The 25,497-nt window shown below is 65.5% G+C and carries 20 protein-coding genes and 1 pseudogene; 9 read left to right on the top strand and 12 right to left on the bottom strand.

What is annotated here, in order from left to right; translation table 11 throughout:
* Positions 1-99 precede the first annotated feature (99 nt).
* The 3 genes and pseudogenes from Q0D31_RS10125 to Q0D31_RS10135 form a co-directional block, all read left to right on the top strand.
* Positions 100-254: pseudogene (locus Q0D31_RS10125) on the top strand (acyl-CoA dehydrogenase family protein); the annotation flags it as partial.
* Positions 255-394: 140 nt separating this feature from the next.
* The gene (locus tag Q0D31_RS10130; protein WP_291849346.1) at positions 395-1,555 is read left to right on the top strand and encodes an acyl-CoA dehydrogenase family protein; all 1,161 of its coding nucleotides are present in this window, start codon (positions 395-397) and stop codon (positions 1,553-1,555) included.
* A gap of 40 nt (positions 1,556-1,595) precedes the next feature.
* Complete coding sequence (locus tag Q0D31_RS10135) at positions 1,596-2,807, top strand: acyl-CoA dehydrogenase family protein (protein ID WP_291849349.1); 1,212 nt, start codon at positions 1,596-1,598, stop codon at positions 2,805-2,807.
* 6 nt (positions 2,808-2,813) lie between these two features.
* Here Q0D31_RS10135 and Q0D31_RS10140 read toward each other — a convergent pair whose 3' ends face one another.
* The gene (locus Q0D31_RS10140; protein ID WP_291849352.1) at positions 2,814-4,025 is read right to left on the bottom strand and encodes an acyl-CoA dehydrogenase family protein; all 1,212 of its coding nucleotides are present in this window, start codon (positions 4,023-4,025) and stop codon (positions 2,814-2,816) included.
* A 192-nt stretch (positions 4,026-4,217) separates the two neighbouring features.
* Here Q0D31_RS10140 and Q0D31_RS10145 point away from each other — a divergent pair, with 192 nt between their 5' ends.
* The 6 genes from Q0D31_RS10145 to Q0D31_RS10170 all read left to right on the top strand — a co-directional run bounded on the left by Q0D31_RS10145 (position 4,218) and on the right by Q0D31_RS10170 (position 11,997).
* A complete protein-coding gene (locus tag Q0D31_RS10145) occupies positions 4,218-5,435 on the top strand; it encodes an ABC transporter substrate-binding protein (protein ID WP_291849355.1) in 1,218 nt (405 codons plus the stop codon).
* 91 nt (positions 5,436-5,526) lie between these two features.
* On the top strand, positions 5,527-6,183 hold the full coding sequence (locus tag Q0D31_RS10150) for a glutathione S-transferase family protein (protein ID WP_291849358.1): 657 nt from the start codon (positions 5,527-5,529) through the stop codon (positions 6,181-6,183).
* A 239-nt stretch (positions 6,184-6,422) separates the two neighbouring features.
* Positions 6,423-7,244: an AraC family transcriptional regulator gene (locus tag Q0D31_RS10155; protein WP_291849361.1), complete on the top strand. Its 822-nt coding sequence runs from the start codon at positions 6,423-6,425 to the stop codon at positions 7,242-7,244.
* Positions 7,245-7,308: 64 nt separating this feature from the next.
* On the top strand, positions 7,309-8,175 hold the full coding sequence (locus Q0D31_RS10160; protein WP_291849364.1) for a 3-keto-5-aminohexanoate cleavage protein: 867 nt from the start codon (positions 7,309-7,311) through the stop codon (positions 8,173-8,175).
* Between the two features lie 229 nt (positions 8,176-8,404).
* On the top strand, positions 8,405-10,021 hold the full coding sequence (locus Q0D31_RS10165) for a carboxyl transferase domain-containing protein (RefSeq protein ID WP_291849367.1): 1,617 nt from the start codon (positions 8,405-8,407) through the stop codon (positions 10,019-10,021).
* Positions 10,022-10,032: 11 nt separating this feature from the next.
* Positions 10,033-11,997 (top strand): acetyl-CoA carboxylase biotin carboxylase subunit, encoded by a 1,965-nt coding sequence (locus tag Q0D31_RS10170; protein ID WP_291849370.1) that lies wholly within the window; start codon positions 10,033-10,035, stop codon positions 11,995-11,997.
* 129 nt (positions 11,998-12,126) lie between these two features.
* On the opposite strand, the gene Q0D31_RS10175 is transcribed toward Q0D31_RS10170, so the two are convergent.
* The 11 genes from Q0D31_RS10175 to Q0D31_RS10225 form a co-directional block, all read right to left on the bottom strand.
* Positions 12,127-13,119, bottom strand: coding sequence for a dipeptide ABC transporter ATP-binding protein (locus Q0D31_RS10175; protein ID WP_291849373.1), 993 nt, complete (start codon positions 13,117-13,119; stop codon positions 12,127-12,129).
* Entirely contained in the window at positions 13,116-14,129 is a 1,014-nt protein-coding gene (locus Q0D31_RS10180) for an ABC transporter ATP-binding protein (RefSeq protein WP_291849377.1), read from the bottom strand. Before Q0D31_RS10180 ends, Q0D31_RS10175 begins: the two co-directional genes overlap by 4 nt.
* The gene (locus Q0D31_RS10185; protein ID WP_291849381.1) at positions 14,129-15,022 is read right to left on the bottom strand and encodes an ABC transporter permease; all 894 of its coding nucleotides are present in this window, start codon (positions 15,020-15,022) and stop codon (positions 14,129-14,131) included. The genes Q0D31_RS10180 and Q0D31_RS10185 overlap by 1 nt, the downstream gene beginning before the upstream one ends.
* Before the next feature lie 11 nt (positions 15,023-15,033).
* Entirely contained in the window at positions 15,034-15,981 is a 948-nt protein-coding gene (locus tag Q0D31_RS10190; RefSeq protein ID WP_291849384.1) for an ABC transporter permease, read from the bottom strand.
* A gap of 140 nt (positions 15,982-16,121) precedes the next feature.
* Positions 16,122-17,717, bottom strand: coding sequence for an ABC transporter substrate-binding protein (locus Q0D31_RS10195; protein WP_291849387.1), 1,596 nt, complete (start codon positions 17,715-17,717; stop codon positions 16,122-16,124).
* A 213-nt stretch (positions 17,718-17,930) separates the two neighbouring features.
* A complete protein-coding gene (locus Q0D31_RS10200) occupies positions 17,931-19,481 on the bottom strand; it encodes an AMP-binding protein (RefSeq protein ID WP_291849390.1) in 1,551 nt (516 codons plus the stop codon).
* A 16-nt stretch (positions 19,482-19,497) separates the two neighbouring features.
* Positions 19,498-20,652, bottom strand: coding sequence for an iron-containing alcohol dehydrogenase (locus tag Q0D31_RS10205; RefSeq protein WP_291849881.1), 1,155 nt, complete (start codon positions 20,650-20,652; stop codon positions 19,498-19,500).
* A 159-nt stretch (positions 20,653-20,811) separates the two neighbouring features.
* Positions 20,812-21,204, bottom strand: a complete 393-nt coding sequence (locus Q0D31_RS10210; RefSeq protein ID WP_291849393.1) for an MAPEG family protein — start codon at positions 21,202-21,204, stop codon at positions 20,812-20,814.
* A gap of 30 nt (positions 21,205-21,234) precedes the next feature.
* Positions 21,235-22,320: a lipocalin-like domain-containing protein gene (locus tag Q0D31_RS10215; protein WP_291849396.1), complete on the bottom strand. Its 1,086-nt coding sequence runs from the start codon at positions 22,318-22,320 to the stop codon at positions 21,235-21,237.
* Positions 22,310-24,772 carry an ABC transporter permease gene (locus Q0D31_RS10220; RefSeq protein WP_291849399.1) on the bottom strand — a complete coding sequence of 821 codons (2,463 nt, stop codon included), beginning with the start codon at positions 24,770-24,772 and terminating at the stop codon, positions 22,310-22,312. Before Q0D31_RS10220 ends, Q0D31_RS10215 begins: the two co-directional genes overlap by 11 nt.
* Entirely contained in the window at positions 24,769-25,437 is a 669-nt protein-coding gene (locus Q0D31_RS10225; protein WP_291849402.1) for an ABC transporter ATP-binding protein, read from the bottom strand. The genes Q0D31_RS10220 and Q0D31_RS10225 overlap by 4 nt, the downstream gene beginning before the upstream one ends.
* Positions 25,438-25,497: the final 60 nt, after the last annotated feature.

The following is a 25,497-nucleotide window of genomic DNA, read 5'->3' on the forward strand; positions in this document are numbered from 1 at the left end:
CGAAGACGCGAACCCGGAATCTGGAGATGAGTAAAGCAATATCGAGGTTCCGGGTTCGGCGCTTTGCGCCGCCCCGGAACGACAGGGGAAAACCAACACATGCTCTTCACCGCCGACCACGACGAACCCCGTCGCGCCTGCAAAAATTCATCGCCGCGGAGATCAATCCGTTCGTCGACGAATGGGAGAAGAACGACATCTTCCCGGCGCACGAGCCGTTCAAGAAGCTAGGCAATATCGGCTTTCTCGGCCTTGGATGGGGCTGAGCGCCACACAACGTCATTCCGGGGCGCGTCGAAGACGCGAACCCGGAATCTGGAGATGAGTAAAGCAATATCGAGGTTCCGGGTTCGGCGCTTTGCGCCGCCCCGGAACGACAGGGGAAAACCAACACATGCTCTTCACCGCCGACCATGACGAACCCCGCCGCGCCTTGCAAAAATTCATCGCCGCGGAGATCAATCCGTTCGTCAACGAATGGGAGAAGAACGGCATCTTCCCCGCCCACGAGCTGTTCAAGAAGCTCGGCGATCTCGGCTTTCTCGGCCTCAACAAGCCGGTCGAGTTCGGCGGCCAGGGGCTCGATTATTCCTACGCGCTGATGATGGCCGAAGAGCTCGGCGCCATCACCTGCGGCGGGGTGCCGATGGCGATCGGGGTGCAGACCGACATGGCGACGCCGGCGCTGGCGCGGTTCGGCTCCGACGAGGTGCGGCGCGAGTTTCTCGCGCCGGCGATCGCCGGCGACGCGGTGGCCTGCATCGGCGTCTCCGAGCCGGGCGCGGGCTCCGACGTCGCCTCGATCAAGACAAGTGCGCGCGCCGACGGCGGCGATTACGTCATCAATGGCGGCAAGATGTGGATCACCAACGGCGTGCAGGCCGACTGGATCTGCCTGCTCGCCAACACCAGCGACGGCCAGGTCCACCGCAACAAGTCGCTGATCTGCGTGCCGATGAAGACCAAGGGCGTGCAAGTCGCGCGCAAGCTTGACAAGATGGGCATGCGCTCGTCCGACACCGCTCAGATCTTCTTCGACAACGTCCGGGTGCCGAAGCGCAACCGGATCGGCGAGGAGGGCCAGGGCTTCACCTACCAGATGGTCCAGTTCCAGGAAGAGCGGCTGTGGGGTGCGGCGGCCTGCCTCAAGGCCCATGAGTTCATCATCGCGGAGACCATCGAATACACCCGCAACCGCAAGGCGTTCGGAAAATCGATCCTCGACAACCAGACCGTCCATTTCAAGCTGGCGGAGATGCAGACCGAGGTCGAATTGCTGCGCGCGCTGATCTACCGCGCCGCCGAGGCGCTGGTCGCGGGCGAGGACGTGACCCGGCTCGCCACCATGGCCAAGCTCAAGGCGGGGCGGCTCGGGCGCGAGCTGACCGACGCCTGCCTGCAGTTCTGGGGCGGCATGGGTTTTATGAACGAAACCCCGGTCAGCCGGGCCTATCGCGACAGCCGCCTGACCTCGATCGGCGGCGGCGCCGACGAGGTGATGCTGACGGTGTTGTGCAAGATGATGGGCACGCTGCCCGGCACGGGCCGGAAATAGCCGCGACTTAAACTTCCTTCAGCCGGGACGGGATATCGACATGTTCTATCAGGAGAGTCAGAAGGTCGTTGAACTGAAGCATCGCCTTCGATCGTTCATGGACCGCCACGTCTATCCGAACGAAGCCCGGTTCTACCGGGAGGCCGAGGAGCTCGGCCCCTGGAAGGTGTTCCCGGTGGTCGAGGAACTGAAGCCCAAAGCCATCGAAGAAGGGCTGTGGAACCTGTTCCTGCCGGAAAGCGAGCACGGCGCCGGGTTGACCAACCTCGAATACGCGCCGCTATGCGAGATCATGGGGCGATCGCACCTGGCGCCGGAGCTGTTCAACTGCTCGGCGCCCGATACCGGCAACATGGAAGTGCTGGCGCGCTATGGCACACGGGAGCATCAGGAGCGCTGGCTCAAGCCGCTGCTGGCGGGTGAAATCCGCTCCTGCTTTGCCATGACCGAACCGGCCGTCGCCTCCAGCGACGCCACCAATATCGAGAGCTCGATCGTCCGCGACGGCGATCACTACGTCATCAACGGCCGCAAATGGTACACGACCAACGCCACCGACCCGCGCTGCAGGATATGCATCTTCATGGGCAAGACCGATCCTGACAATCCGGACCGCCACCGCCAGCAGTCGATGGTCCTGGTGCCGATGGACACAACAGGCGTCAAGGTGCTGCGGCCGATTCCGGTGTTCGGGTTCTACGGCGTGCCCGACCGCGCCTCGGAGGTCGTGTTCACCGACGTGCGCGTGCCCGTGACCAACATGCTGCTCGGCGAGGGCCGCGGCTTCGAGATCGCGCAAGGGCGGCTCGGCCCCGGCCGCATCCATCACTGCATGCGGCTGATCGGCCTTGCCGAACGGACGCTGGAGAAGATGTGCGTGCGGACCCGCAGCCGCGTCGCCTTCGGCAAGCCGGTTTCCGAGCAGACCGTCACCCAGGAGCGGATCGCGGAATCACGCATCATGATCGAGCAGGCGCGGCTGTTGACGCTGAACGCGGCGCATATGATGGACACCGTCGGCAACCGGGCGGCGAGGGCGGAGATCGCGATGATCAAGGTCGCGGTTCCGAACATGGCCTGCCAGGTGATCGACTGGGCGATCCAGGCGCATGGCGGCGGCGGCACCAGCAATGATTTCGGGCTGGCCGCGGCCTACGCCACGGCGCGGCTGCTTCGTCTGGCCGACGGGCCCGACGAGGTGCATCGCAACCAGATCGCCCGGCTCGAACTGCGCAAACACAGCAACGCCTGAAGCGAGTCAGGCCGGCGCGCCGTAGCGCTTCAGCAATCCGCGTCCCAACTGCGACAGGTGGACCTGGTCCGGTCCGTCGCCGATCCGCATGAAGCGGGCGTAGGTGTAGGCCTCCGCCAGGAAGGTGTCCTGGGAGACGCCGGCGCCGCCATGGATCTGGATGGCGCGATCGATCACGCGGGCGGCCATCGCCGGCACCACGATCTTTGCCGCCGCGATCATGTCGCGGGCGGCCTTGTTGCCCTCGCGGTCCATCTTCGCGGCGGCCCGCAGCGTCAAGAGCCGCGCCTGCTCGATCTCGCACCAGGAATGGGCGATGTCCTCGCGCACCGAGCCCTGCTCGCCGAGCGGCTTGCCGAACGCGACCCGCGACTGGGCGCGGGCGCACATCAGTTCGAGCGCGCGTTGCGCGCAGCCGATCAGCCGCATGCAGTGATGGATGCGGCCGGGGCCCAGGCGACCCTGCGCGATCTCGAAGCCGCGGCCCTCGCCGAGCAGGATGTTGGCGGCGGGAACCCGCACATTGTCGTAGACGATTTCGGGGTGGCCGACCGGCGCATCGTCATATCCGAACACGCGCAGGTCGCGCACGATCCGGACGCCGGGCGTGTCGCGGGGCACCAGCACCATCGATTGCTGCAGATGCTTGTTCGGATTGTCAGGATCGGTCTTTCCCATCACGATCAGAAGCTTGCAATCCTCGCTCATCGCGCCCGAGGTGAACCATTTTCGTCCGTTGATGACATACTCGCCGCCGTCGCGGCGAATGCTGCACTGGATGTTGGTGGCGTCGCTCGAGGCAACCTCGGGCTCGGTCATGGAGAAGGCCGAGCGGATTTCTCCTGACAGCAGCGGCTCGAGCCAGCGCTGCTTCTGCGCCGCGCTGCCATAGAGCGCCAGCACCTCCATGTTGCCGGTGTCGGGCGCCGAGCAATTGAAGATTTCGGAAGCCCATGAAATCCGCCCCATGATCTCGGCCAGCGGCGCGTAGTCCAGGTTGCTGATGCCGGCACCGTGGTCGCCGGGCAGCGCCAGGTTCCAGAGCCCCTCGGCGCGGGCGCGGCGTTTCAATTCTTCCAGGATCGGCGGGCGGTGGTGGCGGTGCCCGTTCTCGACCTGCTCCTGATAGAGGCCCTCAACGGGAATGACATGCCGCGTCATGAAGGCGGACAGGCGTCCCTGCAGCTCGATCGCCCTGGCACTGTGCTCAAAATCCATCGTTATGGCCTTTCGTTTCCGGGCGCCGGCAGACGCGCGCAGTTCAGCGGATCGACGTCGTCAGATCAAGCCGGATCGCGTGGTCGCAACCAGCGCTTAGACGCAAGACCGGCGCCTGACCGCCACCTAGGATTCATGCCACGACTGCGCGAAGCCTGCAGCCGGGAACTCATCACAATCCGGGAGGAAGGCATGACATCGCTCGACCGTCGTTCGCTTTTGGCTGGCTCCGCGGCAGCCGGCGTCGTGGCGCTGGCGGGCCCTTCCCGCGCCGCGGACACCCCCGGCGTTACCGCGACCGAGATCAAGATCGGCTGCACCACCTCGCTGAGCGGCCCGGTGTCGGCATTGGGTACGATCGCAAGGTGTTCGGACGCCTACTTCCGGATGATGAACGACCAGGGCGGCGTCGCCGGCCGCAAGATCAACTTCATCTTCTATGACGACGCCTTCAACCCGGCGAAGACCGTCGAGCAGACCAGAAAGCTGATCGAGAGCGACAATGTCGCGTTCCTGTTTTCGATGCTCGGCACCGCGCCGAATTCGGCCGTCGTCAAGTACATCAATTCAAACAAGGTGCCGCATCTGTTCCTGTCGGTGAACGGCGACAAATGGGGCGATTACGTGAATTACCCGTGGACCATGGGCTTTGCGCCGAGTTCGCGCACCGAGGCGCAGATCTTCGCCAAATACGCGTTGAGCCAGAAGCCCGATGCCAAATTCGGCCTGATCTACCAGAATGACGACCTTGGCAAGGATTTCGTCAATGGTCTGCGCGATGTGCTGGGGTCGGGCTACGACCAGCGGGTGAAGGCGCTGTCCTACGAAGTCGCCGATCCCACGATCGATTCGCAGATCGTTGCGCTGCGCGCCAGCAACGCCGACATCCTGATCTCGGGGGTTACCGCGAGGTTTGCGGCGCAGTCGATCCGCAAGGTCTACGAACTCGACTGGAAGCCGATGCATTTCGTCACCAGCGGCGCCGCCTCGGTGGCCTCGACCATCATGCCGGTCGGACCGGAGCGCGCCGTCGGCCTCATCACCTCAGTGTACATCAAGGATCCTTCCGATCCGGCGTGGCAGGAAGACCCCGCGATCCAGGACTACATGAAATTCATGGCGAAGTACTTCAGCGAAGGCAATCCGAAGGAGGCGCTCAACGCCTACGCCTACACCGTCACCTCGGTGCTGCGGGTGCTGCTGGAGCAGTGCAAGGGCAATTTCAGCCGCGAGAACATCATGCGCGAGGCCAACAACCTCAGGAATGTCGAGGTTCCGACACTGCTGCCGGGCGTCCGTGTCAACACCAGCCCCACCAACCACCATCCGTTGCGCCAGATGCAGTTGCAGCGCTGGGACGGAAAGGGCTACGTCCGCTTCGGCAACATCATCGAGGGAGCAAACCTCTGATCGCGCCGCTCGCCGAGCGCAATCAGGATATCGTTTGCGGACGGCGCGCCGGCGTTCCAGACTGGCATAAATCAATAAAGGGGAACGCCCGATGATCACGCTCTACCACTGCGATGGCGCGCGCTCGTTTCGTCCGCTCTGGATGCTGGAGGAAATGGGGCTTCCCTACGAGTTGAAAATGCTGCCGTTTCCGCCGCGGGTGTTCGCCAAGGAGTATCTGGCGATCAATCCGCTCGGCACCATTCCCTTCATGGTCGATGGCGACACCAGGATGACGGAGTCCTCGGGGATCTGCCATTACCTGGGAACCCGGCATGGGCCGACACCGCTGGTGGTAGGGATGGAGGAACCCGCCTATGGCGCCTTCCTCAACTGGATGTATTTCAGCGACGCGACGCTGACCTTTCCGCAGACGCTGGTGCTGAGATACAGTCAGCTTGAGCCGGAGGAGCGCCGCAACCCGCAGGTGGCCGGCGATTACGCCAAATGGTTCCTGGGCCGGCTGCGGGCGGTCGAAGCCGCGACCGCGAACGCGGAAACCCTGTGCGCGGGGCGCTTTACCGCCGCCGACATTGTCAACGGCTATGCGCTGCGGCTGGCCGGCACGATCGGGCTGGCCAAGGATTTCGGCCCCCACGTCGCGGCCTATTGGGCGCGGCTGCAGCAGCGCCCCGGCTATCAGCGGGCGGTGGCCGCGGAACGCAAGGCGGGCGTGGAACAGAACGTGACGCCAAGGGTCCGGGCCTGAACGATCGCCGTCATTGTCATTCCGGGGCGACGCGTCAGCGTCGAACTATGGTGCGCAGTTGCGCACCTGGGAATCTCGAGATTCCCCGATGCGCAATTGCGCATCTGAGGTCTGGTGCTAACGCACCATCCCGGAATGACGCTGCTTCTAGACGGTGCTTCTATCGGTGACAGCAACCGGATTTCCGCTATGGTTGATCCCATCGCAGCGGCCCAAGAGCCGCGCGGGGAGGACGAGCCATGGACGACGCCGGCCGCAAGTTGGGCCATATGATGCTGATCACCCCGGAACGCGTGTTCTATGCGGGCCTGCTCGGCCGGCCGCGGGAGCGCTGCTCGGGCGCATTCAACATCTACGTTTCGATCGAGGGTGGGCTGTGGCTCACGACCGCCGATGGGCGCGAGAGCACCGGCGAACTCGCTGCCGTGCTGCCGAACGTCAGGCACACCATCGCCAGCGATCATCGCTCGGTGCTCAGCCTTGTGATCGAGCCGGAAAGCGTTCGACCGGGCGTGCTCGAAGACCTCGCCAGGCGTCTGTCGGGGCCTGAAAGCCAGGCTTTCGCGCGCCGTCTTCGCCTGGCCCATCTCGAATTGCGCGTGCGCCACGCCGGCGAGGAGTTCTCCAGCGCCGAATTCGACCTGCTGTGCCTGGGCGAGGCGCTGCCGCAGCGGGTGATCGATCCCAGGGTGGCGCGGGCGATCGTGCAGATCGGTCGATTCTCCGGCGAGCCGGTGACGGCGGCAAGCTGTGCGGCGGAAGCCGGGCTGTCGCCATCGCGCTTCCTGCATCTGTTCAAGGAGGAGACCGGGATCTCGTTCCGCTCGTTCCGGGCCTGGAAGCGCGCCCGCCACCTGCTGCACTTCGCCAACCAGGACATCAACCTCGCGCACCTCGCGCAGGACATCGGCTACCCCGACTCCACCCATTTCAGCCACTCGATCCGCCGCTTCTACGGGCTGAAGCCGCGCGCGATCTTTTCCGGCTCGCGCGACCTGGCGATCTACAGCACCTCAGCCGTCGGCGCCGGCCATAGCGGCTGGACGCAAGAAGCCGGCTGATGCCGGACGCATGATCGCGAACGCTGTTTTTTCCGGTCCCGACATCCGCACCGAAGGCTGATCCATGGGCGACAAGGCCGTCATTACCTGCTCGCTGAACGGCGTGCTGACCGACCCGAAGCAGCACAATGTGCCGGTTACGCCGGAAGAGATGGCGCGCGAGGCCAGGGCCGCCTTCAATGCCGGCGCCAGCATCATGCATGTCCATCTGCGCCAGCAGGAGCCGAACAAGGGGCACCTGCCGTCCTGGGACGTCAACGTGTCGAAGGAGATTCAGCAGGCCATTCGCGAAGCCTGCCCCGGCGTCATCATCAACCACACCACCGGCACGTCGGGTCCGAACTACAAGGGGGCGCTCGATTGCGTGCGCGAAACCCGGCCGGAAATCGCGGCCTGCAATGCCGGCTCGCTCAACTATCTCAAGGTGAAGTCCGACAACACCTGGGCCTGGCCGCCGATGATGTTCGATAACGCGGTCGAGAAGGTGCAGGACTATCTCGACGTCATGAAGGAAGCGGGCACGATTCCAGAGTTCGAATGTTTCGACGTCGGCATCGTGCGCTGCGTCGGCATGTACCGGCAGACCGGGATGTATGCCGGACCGCTCGAATACAATTTCGTCATGGGCGTGGCGTCCGGGATGCCGGCCGATCCGGACCTGTTGCCGATCCTGCTGAAGTTGAAGCTGCCGGAGGCGCATTGGCAAGTCACCGCGATCGGTCGCGCCGAAATCTGGCCGCTGCACCAGCGCTGCGCCGATCTTGGCGGCCACCTGCGAACCGGGCTCGAGGACACGTTCTACCTCGCCGATGGCCGCAAGGTCACCTCGAACGGGCCACTGATCGAGGCCATCGCCGCCTGCGCGCGGCGCGCCGGGCGCGAGATCGCCAGCCCCGCCGAAGCGCGGAAGATTTTCGGGACCAGGCATTGAGCGGCCCGCGTCGCCATTCCCGGACTGCTGGCGCAGTCCCGGAATCCAGGCTTCCGATCGAAGGTGGAGCTGCGGCAGGCCTTCAGCGAATATTTCTTCGGGAAAGGAGCGTGATGGTGGCAAATGAAGCACGACCGTCGTTCCGGGGCGCGCAGAGCGCGAACCCGGAATCTCGAGATTCCGGGTCTGGTCCTTCGGACCAGCCCGGAATGACGTGCAGGAAAAAATAATGACCATCCTCGAATCGACTGTCGCAACCGGCACCGCCGCCTACAAGGCCAACCGTGACGGCATGCTGGCGCTGATCGCGCGGATGCGGGCGCTCGAAGACCGCGCGCGGACGGCGTCGGCTGCCGCCAAGGACCGCTTCCACAAGCGCGGGCAGTTGTTGCCGCGCGAGCGCGTGGCGCTGGTGCTCGATCCCGGATCGCCCTTCATCGAATTGTCGACGCTCGCCGGCTACATGTTCGATGTGCCGGACGCGGAAAAGAGCGTGCCCGGCGGCGGCGTGATCGCGGGTATTGGCTACGTCGCCGGAATCCGCTGCATGGTCAGCGCCAATGATTCCGGCATCGATGCCGGCGCGCTGCAGCCCTACGGCCTCGACAAGACCTTGCGGGTGCAGGAGCTGGCGCTGGAGAACAAGCTTCCTTACGTGCAGCTGGTCGAAAGCGCCGGCGCCAATCTGCTGCGCTACCGCGTCGAGGATTTCATTCGCGGCGGCAACATCTTTCGCAACCTGGCGCGGCTGTCGGCGGCCGGCCTGCCCGTGGTGACTGTGACCCATGGCTCATCCACGGCAGGCGGCGCCTACCAGACCGGACTGTCCGATTACATCGTGATGGTGCGGGGGCGCACCCGCGCGTTCCTGGCCGGCCCGCCCCTGCTGAAGGCGGCCACCGGCGAGATCGCGACTGAGGAGGAACTCGGCGGGGCCGAGATGCATACCTCCATTTCCGGCCTCGGCGACTATCTGGCCGAGGACGATCGCGACGCGCTGCGCATCGCGCGCGACATCATGGCCAATCTGGAATGGGACCGGCCGACGCATGAAGCGTCCTCGTTCCGTCCGCCGCGCTACGACGCCGAGGAACTGCTCGGCATCATGCCGATGGACCACAAGCGGCCGGTCGATATGCGGCAGGTGGTCGCCCGGATCATCGACGATTCCGATTTCACCGAGTTCGGCGCCAATTACGGGCCGGCCACCCTCTGCGGCCATGCCCGCATCGAAGGGCAGGCGATCGGGATCATCACCAATAACGGCCCGCTCGACGTGCCCGGCGCCAACAAGGCGACGCATTTCATCCAGGCCTGCTGCCAGTCGCGCACGCCGCTGCTCTATCTCAACAACACCACCGGCTACATGGTGGGCAAGGCCTATGAGGAAGCCGGCATGATCAAGCATGGGTCCAAGATGATCCAGGCGGTCACCTCGGCGACCGTGCCGCAGATCACGATCTATTGCGGTGCTTCGTTCGGCGCCGGCAATTACGGCATGTGCGGCCGCGGCTTCCACCCGCGCTTCTGCTTTTCCTGGCCCAACGCCAAGACCGCGGTGATGGGCGGCGAGCAGGCGGCGGAGACGATGGCGATCGTCACCGAGGCGGCGGCGGCGCGGCGCGGCAAGCCGATCGAGAAGGAGAAGATCGAGGCGCTGAAGGCGCAGATCACCGGCGTGTTCGACGGCCAGATGGACGTGTTCTCCACCAGCGCGCGCGTGCTCGACGACGGCGTGATCGATCCGCGCGATACCCGCAGCGTGCTTTCCGAGGTGCTGGCGATCTGCCGCGAGGCCGAGGCCCGCATCCCCCAGCGCATGCAATTCTCGGTCGCGCGGCCATGAGCGGTGCAGCGATGAAGCGGACGCCGTTCTTCAAGATTCTGATCGCCAACCGCGGCGAGATCGCGCTGCGGATCATGCGCACCGCGCGCCGGCTCGGCTATGGCGTCGTCGCCGTCTATTCCGACGCCGACCGCGACGCGCTGCACGTGCGCGAGGCCGACCAGGCGGTGCGGATCGGAGAGGCGCTGCCGGCGCAGTCCTATTTGCGGATCGAGGCGATCGTCGCCGCCGCCAGGGCCAGCGGCGCCGACGCGGTGCATCCGGGCTATGGCTTCCTGGCCGAGAACGAGGATTTCGCGCAGGCCTGCCGCGAGGCCGGGCTGGTATTCATCGGCCCATCTGCGGAGGCGATCCGGGCGATGGGCAACAAGGCCGGCGCCAAGGACATCATGCGTGCGGCCGGCGTGCCCTGCGTGCCCGGCTACCAGGGCGCCGACCAGAGCGACGCCGTGATGCTGGCGGAAGCCAGGAAGATCGGCTTTCCCGTCATGATCAAGGCGGTAGCCGGCGGCGGCGGTCGCGGCATGCGGCTGGTCGCGGACGCCGCGAAATTCCCGGACGCGCTCGCCAGCGCGCGCTCGGAGGCGCAAGGCGCGTTCGGCGATCCCAAGGTGATCCTGGAGCGCGCCATCGTCGAGCCCCGCCACATCGAGATCCAGGTGTTCGGCGACCGCTACGGCAACGCCATCCATCTCGGCGAACGCGATTGCTCGGTGCAACGACGCCACCAGAAACTGATCGAGGAAGCACCGTCCCCGAAAGTGTCGCCGGAACTGCGGGCGCGCATGGGCGCGGTCGCGGTCACGGCGGCGAAGACGATCGGCTATGAGGGCGCCGGCACGCTGGAATTCCTGCTCGACCCGGGCGGCGAGTTCTACTTCATGGAAATGAACACGCGGCTGCAGGTCGAGCATCCCGTGACCGAGGCGATCACCGGGCTGGACCTGGTCGAATTGCAGCTCCGCGTCGCCGCGGGCGAGCCGCTCGGGTTCAGGCAGGAGGATATCCAGTTCTCCGGCCACGCCATCGAGGTGCGGCTGTGCTCGGAGGATGCCGGCCATGAGTTCATGCCGCAGTCCGGGCGGATGGCGTTATGGCAGATGCCGGAAGGCGTCCGCGTCGAACACGCGCTGCAATCCGGTTCGGAAATTCCGCCATACTATGATTCGATGATCGCCAAGATCGTCAGCCATGGCGCCGACCGCGACGAGGCGCGGGGCCGGCTGATCAGCGGACTGGAACGGACCGCGGCGTTCGGCGTCACCACCAACCAGGGATTCCTGATCGCCTGCCTGCGCCATCCCGGCTTTGCCCGCGGCGAGGCGACCACGGCCTTCATCGGCAACCACCTGGACGAACTGCTGGCGCCGCGCGCCGACGACACGGCCGATGCCGCGCTGGCGGCGCTGTTGCTCTACGTCACCCACCCCGATGCGCCGCCGTGGCGCGGCGGGCGATCGCTGGCGGCGGTGTTTCCGCTGACGACCCGGATCGATCTCGGCCATGGCGCGCGCGAAGTCGACATCATGCGCGAGCGCGAGGGGAGTTACGTCGCGAGCCTCGATGGCGGCGCGTGGCGTTTTGAGATCGACGAACTTGGCGTTGACACGATCCGCTTCCGCACCAACGGCATGATGGTTTCGGCCAAATTCCTGCGCGATCGCGACCGTCTCTATTTCCTGGATCGCGGCGTCACGGTCGCCGTCCGCGACCTGACGCTTTCAACGCCCGTTTCCGCAGCCGCAAGCGGCGGCGACGGCAGGGTGCGCGCGGCGATGAACGGCCGGGTGGTGGCGCTGCTGGTCAGGGTGGGCGAGCAGGTCGCCGCCGGTCAGCCCGTGATGACGCTGGAAGCCATGAAGATGGAGCACGTGCATGTCGCAGGGGTTGCCGGCACCGTTTCGTCGATCGACGTCAGCGAAGGCGAGCAGGTGACGACCGGGAAGATCGTGGTGGAGATCGCGGCGGCGCAATGAGTCCCGTCATTGCGAGCCAACGGGTCGCGCGAATGCGCGCCCGATGACAGGCTCCGCGAAGCAATCCATCGATCCGCGAAGCAAGTTTGGATTGCTTCGTCGCTTCGCTCCTCGCAATGACGTAAGTGCTCAACCGGGCCGCCCGGTCCCGTCATTGAGCCAGCACGCCACCTGGTGCCGTTCGCCGGCATCCGCCAGCGCCGGCCTTTCCACCTTGCAGCGGTCCATCACATAGCGGCAGCGGGTGTGGAACGCGCAGCCTGAGGGTGGATTGATCGGGCTCGGGACGTCGCCGTCGATCATAGGGGCCAGTTTCTTCGCCTTGGGGTCGGCGATCGGGACCGACGCCAGCAATGCCTGGGTGTAGGGATGGCGCGGGTTGGCGAACAGTTCGGCCTTGTCGGCGATCTCGACGATTCGCCCGAGATACATCACGGCGACGCGGTGGCTGATATGGGCGACCACCGCGAGATCGTGGGCAATGAACAGGTAGGAGAAGCCGTTCTTGCGCTGCAGGTCGATCAGCAGGTTGATCACCTGCGCCTGGATCGAGACGTCGAGCGCCGACACCGGCTCGTCACACACGATCAGGCTGGGGCCGAGCGACAGCGCGCGTGCGATGCAGATGCGCTGGCGTTGTCCGCCGGAGAACTGATGCGGATAGTTCTTCATCTGGTCGGACCTCAGGCCGACCTGGGCGAACAGTTCGGCGACCCGCTCCTGCTGCACCCGGCCGGTGGCAAGGCCATGGACGCCGAGCGGCTCGCCGACGATCTCGCCCGCGGTCATGCGCGGGTTGAGCGAGGCGAACGGGTCCTGGAACACGATCTGCATCGAGCGGCGGTGCGGCCGCATCTCGGCCTTGCTGAGGCCGATGATGTCGGTGCCGTTGAGTTTGATGGCGCCGCTGGAGGGCTCTACCAGCCTGAGCACGCTGCGCGCGACCGTCGATTTGCCGCAGCCGGACTCGCCGACGAGCCCGAGCGTCTCGCCTTTGGCGACCGAGAAGCTGACGCCGTCGACGGCATGCACGGTGCCGACGCGGCGCCGCAGCACGCCGCCGCGCACCGCGTAATGCTTGACGAGGTCGGTGACCTCCAGCAGCGGGCGTTGATCGGTCATGGCGCGGCCACCATCTCGGCGGCGCGCCAGCACGCCGCCAGGTGATTGCAGCCGAATTCCTGCAGCGGAGGGTATTCGGCGCGGCAGATGTCGATGGCAAGGCTGCAGCGCGGCGCAAAGGCGCAGCCCGGCGGTAAATTGGTCAGTGACGGCACCATGCCGGGAATCTCGGTCAGCCGCGCATCGGTCCTGGCGCCGAACGAAATCACCGCCGGCATCGAGGCCATCAGCCCGCGCGTATAGGGATGCCGGGGATTATCGAACAGGTCCTCGACGGTGGCTTCCTCGACCTTCTTGCCGGCGTACATGACGATGACGCGCTGGGCGGTCTGTGCCACCACGCCGAGATCGTGCGTGATCAGGACCAGCCCGGTGCCGAGCGTCTTCTGCAGATCGAGGATCAGCGCCAGGATCTGGGCCTGGATGGTCACGTCCAGCGCCGTGGTCGGCTCGTCCGCGATCAACAGCGTCGGCCGGCACGCCAGCGCCATCGCGATCATCGCGCGCTGCCGCATGCCGCCGGAGAGCTGGTGCGGATACTCGTGCGCCCGCCGTTCGGGTTCGGGAATGCGAACCAGCCGCAGCATCTCGACCGCCTTTGCCCAGGCTTCCTTCGAGGACATTTCCTGGTGCAGGTGGACCACCTCGGTAATCTGGTCGCCGATCCGCATCACCGGGTTGAGCGAGGTCATCGGCTCCTGGAAGATCATCGAGATCCGGTTGCCGCGGATCTTGCGCATCTCGGCCTCGTCGAGACCGAGCAGGTCGGTTCCTTCCAGCATCACCGAGCCGCCAACGATCCTGCCGGGCGGGTCCGGCACCAGCCGCATCACCGACAGCGCCGTCACGCTCTTGCCGCAGCCGGACTCGCCGACGATCGCGAGGGTCTCGCCGCGACGCACGGTGAACGACAGGTCGTCGACCGCGCGGAACAGCCCCGAATTGGTGAAGAACACCGTCTGCAGGTTCTTGACGTCGAGAACCGTATCTTCCGCCCCTGCCTCCCGCATCAGCCGCGCTGCCTCGGGTCGAGGATGTCGCGCAGCGCGTCGCCGAACAGGTTGGTGCCGAACACCGCAAGGCTGATCGCCACGCCCGGGAAGATCACAAGCCATGGCGCGGTGCGGACATACTCCGCCGCCGATTCCGACAGCATGCGGCCCCATGACGGATAGGGCTCGGGGATGCCGAGGCCGAGAAACGACAGCGAGGCTTCGGTGAGGATAGTGGAGCCGAGCTGCGCGGTCGCCAGTACGATCAGCGGCGCCAGCGTGTTGGGCAGCACGTGACGGAAGGCAATGCGGGTCTCGCTCATGCCGATCGACTTGGCGGCCTCGACGAACGGCTGCTCGCGCAGCGCCAGCGTATTGGCGCGGATGACGCGGGCGACCGTCGGAATCAAGGGAATCGCGATGGCAATGATCACGTTCGGCAGCGATGGACCGAGCGCCGCCGTCATCACCAGCGCCAGCACGAGCAGCGGCAGGGCTTGAAGTATGTCGGTGACGCGCTGGAACAGGAGATCGACCCAGCCCGACAGATAGCCGGAGGCAAGGCCGACGATGACGCCGATCGAGGACCCCAGCAGGGTGGCGCCGATGCCGACGGCGAGCGAGATGCGCGCGCCGTGGATGATCCGGCTCCAGACGTCGCGGCCGAACGAATCGGTTCCCATCCAGTGCTGCAGGCTGGGCGCCGCCAGCCGCTGCGCGGAATCGACGCTGAGCGGGTCGAAGCGCGCGATCAGGTCGGCCGATATCGCCACCCAGACAAACAGCACCATGATGAACAGGCCGATGGTGCCGAGCAGATAGCGTTGCGCGAGGAACGTGAGCCGGCGCCAGCCATGGGTCGAATGGGCACCGGCCCGTCGCAGCTCGCTGTCGTAGTTGATCGTGGTCAAGCGGCGGGCTCCTAGTCCGTGTAGCGGATGCGCGGATCGATCGCGGCGTAAAGCATGTCGACGGTGAAGTTCGCGACCACCACCACCACGGCGATCAGCATCACCAGGTTCTGGACGATCGGGTAGTCGCGCCAGCGCAGCGCCTCGACCAGGAAGCGGGCGACGCCGGGGATGTTGAAGACGGTTTCGGTCACGATCAGCCCGCCGATCAGGAACGCCGCCTCGATGCCGATCACGGTGATGACCGGAAGGATGGCGTTCTTCAGCGCATGGCGGTAATTGACCGACGCTTCGGAGGCGCCCTTGGCGCGCGCGGTGCGGATGTAGTCCTGCCGCAGGATTTCGAGCATCGAGGAGCGGGTGATGCGCATCGTCAGCGCCGCGCTGCGAAAGCCGACCGCCATCGCCGGAACGCAATAGATCGCAAACGCCTCGGTCCAGGTCTGCGGGTTGGGATTGTAGATCGGCATGGCTCCGAACAGCGAAACCGACGCCATCAGGATCAACAGCCCGAGCCAGAAGGACGGCAGCGACAGCCCGCTCAGGCTGACGACGCGCAGCGCGTAGTCAAGCCGCGAACCCTGGTGGACGGCGCTGATGACGCCAAGCGGAATGCCGATCGAGGCGGAGAACAACAATGCGAGCGCCGCCAGCCGCGCCGTGATCGGAATCCGCGGCAGGATCTCCTGCAAGGCCGGCTTTTCCGACACATAGGAATAGCCGAGGTCGCCTTGCAGCAGCCCGCCGATCCAGTGCAGGTACTGCACGTAGATCGGCAGATTGAGGCCCAGTTCTTTCTCCAGATTGGCCTTGTCGGTGGGATCGACGAAGCCCGCGGCGTCGAACAGGATATCGACGATGTTGCCGGGGACGACGCGCAGCAGCACGAAGATGATGATCGAGATCCCGACCAGGGTCACGAACATCAAGACGAGGCGTCGCACGATGTAGGCAAACACCTGGCTGCACTCCCTTGTCGGCTGGCCTTTGTTCGATTCTGATTAAATCAGAACCGAACACCAGTTTTTTGCTTTGACGCGTTTTCTTCACGCGAACCGGGTTCCACTTCGCTCGAAAACGCTATGCTCGCGGCTGAACTTTACTTGTCCATCCAGACGTCCTCGTAACGATAGCCGTTATAGGAGCTGTTCACCATGATGGTGATGCCCTTGACATAAGGCTGCCAGCAGGACCCGGTCCGGCTGTGGAAGATGATCGGCCGCGCCACGTCTTCCTGGAGCTTCTTGTCGATCTCCCAGACCAGCTTTTTGCGCTTGGATACGTCCTTCTCGACCGACTGCTCGTCGAACAGCTTCTCGATTTCCCTGTTGCAATAGTTGGTGTAGTTGCGCTCCGAGCCGCAGGAATAATTCTCGTAGAAGGACTGATCGGGATCGTCGACGGCATTGCCGGTGAGGTTGAGACCGAGCGAATAGTCCTTGCGCGCGACTTTCGGGAACCATTGCGCGGTATCCACGACGTCGAGTTCGCCGTCGATGTAGATGCCCTTGATCTGGTCGATCAGGATGACGGCGGGATCGCGGTAGATCGGGATGTTGCGCGTCGCGACCTTGACGGCGAGGCGCTTTTCCGGGCCGTATCCGGCCTTCTGCATCAGCTTGCGCGCCTCTTCCCGGTTGGCGTTGATGTCAGGTCCGTAACCCGGTATCGATTCCAGCATCTCCTTCGGCATCGCCCACAGACCGCCCGGCGCCGGAAGCATGGTGCCGCCGATGTCGGCCTGTCCCTCGAACATGATCGAGATGAAGGCCTTGCGGTCGAGCGAAAGCGCGAGCGCGCGGCGAATATCGATATTGTCGAACGGCGGGGAGGACGAGTTGACGATGATGTTGGTCGAGACGTTGACCGGTTCGACCACGCAGACTGCGTTGGGCGCCTGCGACTTGACGTCCTTGAGCAGCGGGATCGACACTTCGGTCGGGAAAGTCATGTCGAACTTGCCGGAGACGAACCCGAGAATGGCCGTCGATCGGTTGGTGATGATGGTGAACTCGATGCCGTCCAGATGCGGCAGGCCCTTCTTGAAGTAATCGGGGTTCTTGGTGAGCTTGATCGATTCGTTGGCCTTGAACTCGACGAATTTGAACGGGCCGGTGCCGATCGGCTTGGTGCGCATGTCACCCGGTGAGACGTGGCAGGGATAGACCGGGGTGTAGCCGGAGGCGAGCAGCGTCAGCAGCGCCGGCTGCGGCCGCTTCAGCTCAAACGATGCTTCGAAATCGCCCGAGGTCGTGACGTCGTTGACCTGATCGTACCAGGACTTTCGCGGGTTCTGGCGGAATTTCTGCTGCGACTTTCCCATCAGCATGTCGAACGTGCATTTGACGTCGGCCGAGGTGAACGGCTTGCCGTCGTGCCAGTTGACGCCCTGCTTCAGCTTGAAGGTGAGCTTCTTGCCGTCGGCGCTCCAGGCCCAGCTTTCCGCCAGATCCGGGACGATCGACTCCATGCTGTTCTGCGCGACGTCCTGCTTGAACATGACGAGGTTGTTGAACACCGGCATGAACGGAACATTGATCGAGTAGGTCGCGCCCTCGTGGATCGAGGCGCTGCCGGGACTGTCACGGTGATAGACCCTGAGAATTCCGCCCTTTTTCGGCTCCGCCGCCGATGCGACATCGTAAGCCGGCAGCAATAACAACGCCGCGGCGGCAAGCGCTGATACGCTCCGCATGGTGTCCCCTCCCGATTGTTCGGTCTGAAAGCGACCGATTACCGCCGACGATAGAGCATGAAGGTGCATCCGGGCAACCGGCCAGGGCCGGTGCGGGGTTGGTAATTTGGACCGATTAAAGCTCGCGTGGTGGAACTTGCGCTGGGCCCATCGACCTGTTGCAGCGCCGCTCGCGCCAGACACCTCACCAAATGATGCACTGCACCACGGCGACTAGACGATCCGCGAGGTCTTGTTGCCCCAGTAGCGATCGCGCAGCAGCCGCTTGTAGAGCTTTCCGGTGGGAAGCCGCGGCAGTTCCGCCTCGAAGTCGATCGAGCGCGGCACCTTCTGGCGCGACAGCGACTGGCTGCAAAACGCGATCAGCTCCGCGGCGAGATCCGGCCCCGGCGAAACCCCTGGCATCGGCTGCACCACGGCCTTCACTTCCTCGCCGAGGTCCGGATTGGGCACGCCGAACACCGCGGCGTCGGCGATCTTGGGATGGGTGATCAGGAGGTTCTCGCATTCCTGCGGGTAGATGTTGACGCCGCCGGAGATGATCATGAAGGTCGCGCGATCGGTGAGATAGAGGTAGCCGTCACCGTCGACATAGCCGACGTCGCCGACCGTGCTCATGCTGCCGTCGGCCGAGCGGGCCTCCCGGGTCTTGGCCGGATCGTTGAAATACTCGAACGGCGTGGCGGTCTTGAACCACACCGTGCCCGGCGTGCCGACCGGGCAGGGCTGCATGTCCTCGTCGAGGATGTGCAGGTCGCCGAGCAGAACCTTGCCCACGGTGCCGCGATGCGCCAGCCATTCCGCGCTGTCGCAGGCGGTGAAGCCAAGTCCCTCGGTGGCGCCGTAATATTCGTGGATGATCGGCCCCCACCATCTGATCATGTCGTCCTTGACGGCGGCCGGGCAGGGTGCGGCGGCATGGATCGCGATCTCGAGCGAGGAGAGGTCGTAGCGCGAGCGCACCTCCTCGGGCAGTTTCAGCATCCGCGAGAACATCGTCGGCACCAGTTGGGTGTGGGTGACGCCCCATTGCTGGACCAGCTTCAGGTAGTTTTCCGGGTCGAAGCTTTCCATGATGATGACGGTGCCGCCGGCGCGGATCGTCAGGTTGACGGCCGCCTGCGGCGCCGAATGATAGAGCGGCGCCGGCGACAGATAGACCATGCCTTCGCGGTACTGCCACAGCTTGTTGAGGAAATCGAAGATCGGCAGGTTCTGGAGCGGCGGCTGCTCCGGCAACGGCCGCACGATCCCCTTGGGCCTTCCGGTGGTGCCCGACGAATAGAGCATCGCGGTGCCGGCGCATTCGTCCGCAATCGGGGTTTTCGGCAGGCCCGACGTCGCCTGTTCCAGCCCGACGATGCGCGCGCTTTCGCCGTTGCCGTCGACAACGATGCAAAGCTCGACCTTGGGACATTCCTTCAGCGCCTCGCGCGCGATATCGAGCTTCGCCTTCGAGGTGACGAGGATGCGCGACTGGCTGTTGGTGAGGATGTAGGCCAGTTCGGCCGCCGTCAGGTAGGAGTTCACGCAGGTAAAGTACAGGCCGCTTCGTTCGCCGGCGCCGCAGGCTTCGAGGTAGCGGCTGTTGTTCTCCATGAAGATCGAATAGTGGTCGAGCCGCTTCAGGCCCCGGTTGCGAAACAGGTGCGCCAGCCGGTTGCTGCGGGCTTCCAGCTCGCGATAGGTCACCGCCTCGCCGGAGGACGCCATGATGAAGGCGGGCTGAAGCGGGCGCAGACGAGCATGCTTGCCGGTGTACATGTTTTCTTCGATCTCCTTACGCGGTCATGTCCAAAATCTCGCGCACCTGCGCCGGCCCCTCGATCGGGCGCGGGTTGCGGGGCACCCAGGGCGTTGCCATCGCCGCCTGCGCGATGCGGTCGAAATGCTCCGCGCCCACCTTGACCTCGCGCAGGCTGCGCGGCATGCCGAGGCCGCGAATGAAGCGGTCGAGCACGTCGCCGGCGTCCTCGCCGGGATGTCCCATCGCCGCTGACACCAGCGCCTGGCGTTCGGCATTGGCGGATTTATTCCAGCGCATCACCGAGGGCAGCATCACGCAGGAGGTGTGGCCATGCGGCACGCCGAACTCGGCGCCGAGCACATAGCCGATGCCGTGGCTGGCGCCCATCGGCACCCCCGAGGCCAGCGGGCCGGTCGAAAGCCAGGTCCCGATCTGGCAGTCCAGCCGCGCGTCGAGGTCGGCGGCGTCGGCCTTCACCCGCGGCAACGCCTGCGCCAGCATCGACAGTCCTTTCAGCGCGTGGGCGTCGCCATAGGGATGCGCCTCGCGCGAGCAGATGCCCTCGACGCAATGGTCGACGGCGCGGATGCCGGTCGACAGCCACAGCCATTCCGGCGTGTGCGCGCCAAGCCGGGGGTCCAGGATCGTCGCGCGCGGGATCAAGAGCGGATGGCGCAGCGCTTCCTTGACCCGGGTCTTTTCATTGGTGACGCCGGCAATGGAGGTGAATTCGCCGCCGGCGATCGTGGTCGGCACGCTGATCTGGCGTACGACAGGCGGAGCGAGCTGCGGCGCCGGGCCAGCCCCGGACCGTAGGCGGTCGATATCTTCCGGACGGCGAGCATTGTTGGCCAGACATAGCTGCACCGCCTTGGCGCCGTCGGTGATCGAGCCGCCGCCGACGGTGACGATGAGGTCGGCGTCAGTGGCGCGGGCCTGCTCGCTGGCGGCGATGACGGCCGCGCGCGGCGTGTGCGGCGGCATCGCATCGAAGGTGCCGACACAGCGCGGCCCCATGGCGCGGCGGATGTTTTCGATCACGTCGGTCTGGCGGTTCAGCGTGCCGCTGACCATCAGGAACGCGCGTTTGGCGCCCAGCCGGTCCAGCTGCTCGACGATCGCCTCGGAAGCGGGTCGTCCGAACACGACCTCGTCCATGGCGCCGAATATGACCCGCCCTGTTTGCACGCCGTCCTCCGTATCCACCGGCTTTGCCGCCGGGTTGACGGAAAGGTTAGCGGAGAAATTTCGCGACGTCATGCCTGAAGATGCGATGTCGGGTTTGGTCATGTCCCGAGAGCAGCGGTTTGCTTCTTGCTCCTCGCAACGAATGCGCCGTCTCGGCCGTCAAGCCTGCACGAGCCGCCATGCGATGGTGACAAGGGCGCCGATCCACAGCGCGATGGCCGCAAGCGCCTGGATCGCAAAGCCGGGGCCGCGTTTTGCGGCGGCTTTGGCGTAGCCGAGTATGTAGAGGATGCGGCCGACGACCCAGACCAGCCCCAAGAGGGCTGCGATACCGTCACTGAGATAGATCGCGAACAGCCACAGCGACGGCAGGAAGATCGGCAGCCATTCCAGCGTGTTCATCTGCGCGCGAAACACGCGCTCGAAATCCGGATCGCCGGTAATGGCCGGTACCTTCACGCCAAACTGTACGCGCGCCCGCGACACCAGGATCGAAGAAGAGAAGTAGACCAGAACCGCCAGACACGTGACGAGCGCGGTGAAATGATACATTGCAGAATCCCTTTTTTTAAACGTGGTGACTCAATAGCCGGTCATTTCGAGATATCCCAGGCCTTCATGGCTGCCGCCGAAACGGATCGGGCCCTCCCAATAGGGAAAGCTCGTCCCCATCCAGCTCTTGGCGTTGAGCGGCGTGCATTCGATCGCGAGCGCCCTTCGCGGAATCTCGATCCGCCATGCGGTCGGGATTTTTCGTCCCTCGATCTCGGTGAAGGCAAGCGGGGTCATGGCGATGTCTGTTGATGCGAGCAGTTCGGCATTGCCGTCCGGCGCGATCCATTTGCCGGAGCCGTAGTGACGGCCGTCGGTCTGGCGCATCCGGTACAGCATCAGCTTGTCGCCGCCCTTGAAATGAAGCGAGAGCCAGTCCCATCCGGATTGGTCTGCAGCCAGCGGCTGAGTGCTCCACTCGCGGTCGAGCCAGGCCTGGCCCGTCACCTCGACCGGCCTGTCGTCGATGGTGATGCTGCCCTTCGCTGCATAATGCGGCTGGCTGTAATAGTAGGAAGCCTGCTCGCGCAGCGATTTCCGGCTGTAGCCGGCGTCACCCTGCAGCACCAGTGGACGGTCGGCGTCGAGGCGCAGCGCATAGCTGAAGTCGGCGCCCGACGCGCGCAGCTCGAGTGGCGCGACATTGGTACCGTTCAATCCCTCGAGCCCGCGCATCGACCATGAATCGATCCAGGCGTGAAAGGGCTGCGCCTCGACGCCGGCCTGACCGATGCCGCCGCGCGCGAAGGTCTGGGCATAGCGGTGGGTATCGGCGCGCGTGACCGCGGCATGGCCCATCCAGACCTGCTGGTTGGTCCAGCCTTCCCGTGGCGGGCCCGGCGCGATCGCCTGGCGAAACAGCGTCCACTGTGCGCCGCAGGCCGCACCGCCGGCATCGACGAGATTGGCCGTCACATACCACCACTCGATCCGAAACTCCGGATGCGGACCGTGATCGCCGGGAAACGTGAATGGCCTGCCGGGGACAACAGGCGCAAATCCTTCGGCGGCTTCGCCGAGCCCGGCAAATCCCTGCGCGACGGCTTTGGCCGTGAATCCCGCAAGAAGCGCGCTACCGATCAGGCCGCGCCGGGTGATCGGGCCGCTACCTTTCATTGGCGAAAATCCGGATCAGGCTCGCCGGCTGCATGCGCGCCAGCCTGAGGACGGGAAGCGCCGCCGCCGCGAGCGCGGCCGCCAGCGCCACCCCGACCAGCCACACCAGATCCATCGGGAAGACGTGAAACGGCAGCCGCCAGCCGAACGCCTTGACGTTGACGATCGCCAGCAGGCACCACGCCACCAGCAGTCCGAGCGGAAGCGCAAAGAGAGTGGTGATCAGCGCCACCGACATGGTCTTCAGGAGTTCGATGACGGCGAGCCGCCGCCGCGTGATGCCCACCGCCCACAGCGGCGCCAGCTGCGGCAGCCGGGAATTGGCCAGGGTGAGCAGGCTGGTCAGCAGCGCGATGCCGGCGACGCCGAGCGTAAAGGCGTTGAGCGCCGCGGTCACCGCAAAGGTGCGGTTGAAGATCCGTTTCGATTCCGCCTTCATGGTCGCCTGATCGACGACGTTCCGTTCGCCAAGCGCGAATTTTTCGCGTAGGTCCGCGACGAGGGCCGGAACCTCTGGCGGTGCAACCCGCAGCCCCATGCGCGTCAGCGGGATTCCCGGAAAGCGCCGCGTCAACGCGGCGAAGTTGACCGTGATCTGCCCCTTGGGGTTGCCGTAGTCGGCATAGATGCCGATCACCTGCAGCGGCCAGCTTCCGCCCGGCGCAGGCATCTCGATGCGGTCGCCGACGGAGAGCTTCAGACGCCGCGCCAGTTGCTCGCTGACAAGGGCCGCATCGCCGGGGCGCAGCCTGCTCCAGACATTGCCGGCCGATTGCAGCAGCGGCCAGTTGTCGCGATAGGTGGCGTGATCGGGCAGGCCCAGCACCTCGACCGGCGCGCCCGCGATCTGCGTATCGGCGCGCCCGCCGGGCAGGATCGCCGCGACCTCGGGCCGCTCGCGCAGCCACGCCTTGATCTCCATCGCCTGCTCGTCGTTGGCCGCGCTGACATAGATGTCCGCCGCCAGTCGCCCGTCGAGCCAGACCAGGAACGTCCGGCTGAAGCTTTCCACCATGGTGGCGACGCCGACATTGACGGCAAGCGCCAGCAGCAGCGCCATCAAGGCCAGCGACAAGCCCGACAATTGCTGGCGGCTGTCGGCCCAGAACCAGACGGTGAGCGGTCGGGAGGCAAATCGCTGGCCGAGCGAAAGCACGGCTTCCAGAACCGCCGGCAGGATCAGCGCCGCGCCCAGCAGCAATGCGGCGAGCACGGCAAATCCTGACATCAGCGAATCGCCGAACCACAGCAGGCCTCCGCCCGCAGCGAACGCCGCCAGCGCCAGCGCGCTCTGATAGGTCAGCCAGCGGCGCTGCGCCTGGTGCCAGGCGCGGGGTTGCGCGGCGGCGAGCAGCGGCAGCCGCAGCGCCTTGGTCAGGCTGGTCGCGGCGGCGGCGAGCGCGCCGATGACGCTGATGGCGATGCCGGCCAGCCACCACTCCGGCCTGAGCGAAAGCTGCCCCGGAATCTGCGCGCCATAGAGCCCGCGCAGGGATGCCGCGACATCAGGCAGCAGCGCGGAGGCGATGTAGTACCCGCACACGAGTCCGATCAGCCCCGCGACCAGCGCCAGCGACACCAGTTCGGCCACCAGCACGGCGTTGAGCATTCGCGCCGAGACGCCGCAGGCGCGCAACGTGCGCAGCACAGGCAGCCGCTGCTCGAAGGCGAGCCCGATCGCCGAATTGACGATGAACAGCCCGACCAGAAACGACAGCAGCCCGAACGCGGTCAGGTTCAGATGGAAGCTATCGGTGAGGCGTTCGAGGTCGGTGTCCGCATCGGGTTCGATCAGATGCAGCCTGTCACCGGCGACGCTTGCAAGCGAGGCGTGTTTCCCCGCGGCCTTGCCGACCATCAGGCGGGTGATCTGACCCGGCATTCCGAGGATGGTCTGGGCGATGCCGATATCGACCACCAGCACGCCGGGCGCCAGTTGCGACTGCACCCGCAGCGGCGGCAGCAACGCGCCGCCATTGGCGCGTGCGCGCGCGCCCTCTGCGAGCTTGAGGTCGGCCAGCGTCTCCGGCGCCACCAGCATCTCTCCCGGCGGCGTCATAAAGGAGACCATGCCGGATCTGCCGACCGACGGTGCGTTGCCGACCTCGGCGGGCAGGGTCACCGGCTCGATCCCCAGCAGGGCGAATGACCGGCCCTCGATCTGAAGCCGGCCTTCGAGCACGGGGGATACCGGCCAGCCGGCGCGGCGCAAATCGACGAACAGCTGTTGCGGAAGACTTGCACCGTCGCGGCTGACCAGCATCGCCGTGCGGGCGCCGCCAAAGGTGGCGGCGGCGCGATCATAGGCGTTGCGCGCCTGCTGGTTGAGCGCCTGCACCCCGCTCCAGAGCGCGGTCGCTGCGACCAGCCCGATCAGCAGGGTCGCAAGCTGCATCGGATGCCGCCGCCAATGGCTGAGCAGGACGGCAAGGGTCCAGAGCGCGCGTCTCACGCGACCACCCCGGCATGAAGGTTGACCTGCCGGTCGAGCGTGGCGGCAAGCCGCGTGCTGTGGGTCACCATCAACAGGCCACAGCCGCTGCGCGTGACAAGATCGCGCGCCAGCGCCAGCACCTCGTCCGCAGTCGCCTCGTCGAGATTGCCGGTCGGCTCGTCGGCGAGCAGCAGCAGCGGCTTTGCCGCCAGCGCCCGGCCGATGGCGACCCGCTGCTGCTGGCCGCCGGACAATTGTTCGGGATAGCGCTTGAGCAAATGACCGAGACCAAGCCGTTCCACCAGCTCTTCGTACCAATCCGGATCGTGGCGGCCGGCGAGGCGCGACTGGAACACGAGGTTGTCTGCGACGGTGAGGCTCGGGATCAGGTTGAATTGCTGGAACACCAGGCCGAGACGGCCGCGCCGCAGTTCGGCGCGCCCGGAATCGTCAAGTTCGGCGATCGAGACGCCGCCGAGCCGGATCTCGCCGCCATCGGCGGCGTCAAGCCCGGCGACGAGGTGCAGCAACGTGCTCTTGCCGCTGCCGGATTCGCCGGTGAGCGCCACGCTCTCCTGCGCGGCGACGGTCAGATTGACCCCGCGCAGCACGGCGATCTCTTCGCCGGCGGCGCGGTAACTCTTGGTGAGACCGGTCACATGGAGCACGATCGAACGGGTCATGCGCGACGATGGGCCGATCCGGCCATGAAGATCACCTTGCTCTGATGCCTTGCAGCATAT

It is taken from the genome of Bradyrhizobium sp. (assembly GCF_022844465.1).
GTDB lineage: Bacteria > Pseudomonadota > Alphaproteobacteria > Rhizobiales > Xanthobacteraceae > Bradyrhizobium.

Bases quoted from the DNA above. Each gene is read 5' to 3' on its own strand.
- Q0D31_RS10225 (WP_291849402.1), bottom strand. From the start codon at position 25,437: ATGACCCGTTCGATCGTGCTCCATGTGACCGGTCTCACCAAGAGTTAC.
- Q0D31_RS10195 (WP_291849387.1), bottom strand. From the start codon at position 17,717: ATGCGGAGCGTATCAGCGCTTGCCGCCGCGGCGTTGTTATTGCTGCCG.
- Q0D31_RS10140 (WP_291849352.1), bottom strand. From the start codon at position 4,025: ATGGATTTTGAGCACAGTGCCAGGGCGATCGAGCTGCAGGGACGCCTG.
- Q0D31_RS10210 (WP_291849393.1), bottom strand. From the start codon at position 21,204: ATGTATCATTTCACCGCGCTCGTCACGTGTCTGGCGGTTCTGGTCTAC.
- Q0D31_RS10165 (WP_291849367.1), top strand. From the start codon at position 8,405: ATGACCATCCTCGAATCGACTGTCGCAACCGGCACCGCCGCCTACAAG.
- Q0D31_RS10170 (WP_291849370.1), top strand. From the start codon at position 10,033: ATGAAGCGGACGCCGTTCTTCAAGATTCTGATCGCCAACCGCGGCGAG.
- Q0D31_RS10150 (WP_291849358.1), top strand. From the start codon at position 5,527: ATGATCACGCTCTACCACTGCGATGGCGCGCGCTCGTTTCGTCCGCTC.
- Q0D31_RS10200 (WP_291849390.1), bottom strand. From the start codon at position 19,481: ATGTACACCGGCAAGCATGCTCGTCTGCGCCCGCTTCAGCCCGCCTTC.
- Q0D31_RS10135 (WP_291849349.1), top strand. From the start codon at position 1,596: ATGTTCTATCAGGAGAGTCAGAAGGTCGTTGAACTGAAGCATCGCCTT.
- Q0D31_RS10215 (WP_291849396.1), bottom strand. From the start codon at position 22,320: ATGAAAGGTAGCGGCCCGATCACCCGGCGCGGCCTGATCGGTAGCGCG.
- Q0D31_RS10130 (WP_291849346.1), top strand. From the start codon at position 395: ATGCTCTTCACCGCCGACCATGACGAACCCCGCCGCGCCTTGCAAAAA.
- Q0D31_RS10180 (WP_291849377.1), bottom strand. From the start codon at position 14,129: ATGCGGGAGGCAGGGGCGGAAGATACGGTTCTCGACGTCAAGAACCTG.
- Q0D31_RS10155 (WP_291849361.1), top strand. From the start codon at position 6,423: ATGGACGACGCCGGCCGCAAGTTGGGCCATATGATGCTGATCACCCCG.
- Q0D31_RS10145 (WP_291849355.1), top strand. From the start codon at position 4,218: ATGACATCGCTCGACCGTCGTTCGCTTTTGGCTGGCTCCGCGGCAGCC.
- Q0D31_RS10175 (WP_291849373.1), bottom strand. From the start codon at position 13,119: ATGACCGATCAACGCCCGCTGCTGGAGGTCACCGACCTCGTCAAGCAT.
- Q0D31_RS10160 (WP_291849364.1), top strand. From the start codon at position 7,309: ATGGGCGACAAGGCCGTCATTACCTGCTCGCTGAACGGCGTGCTGACC.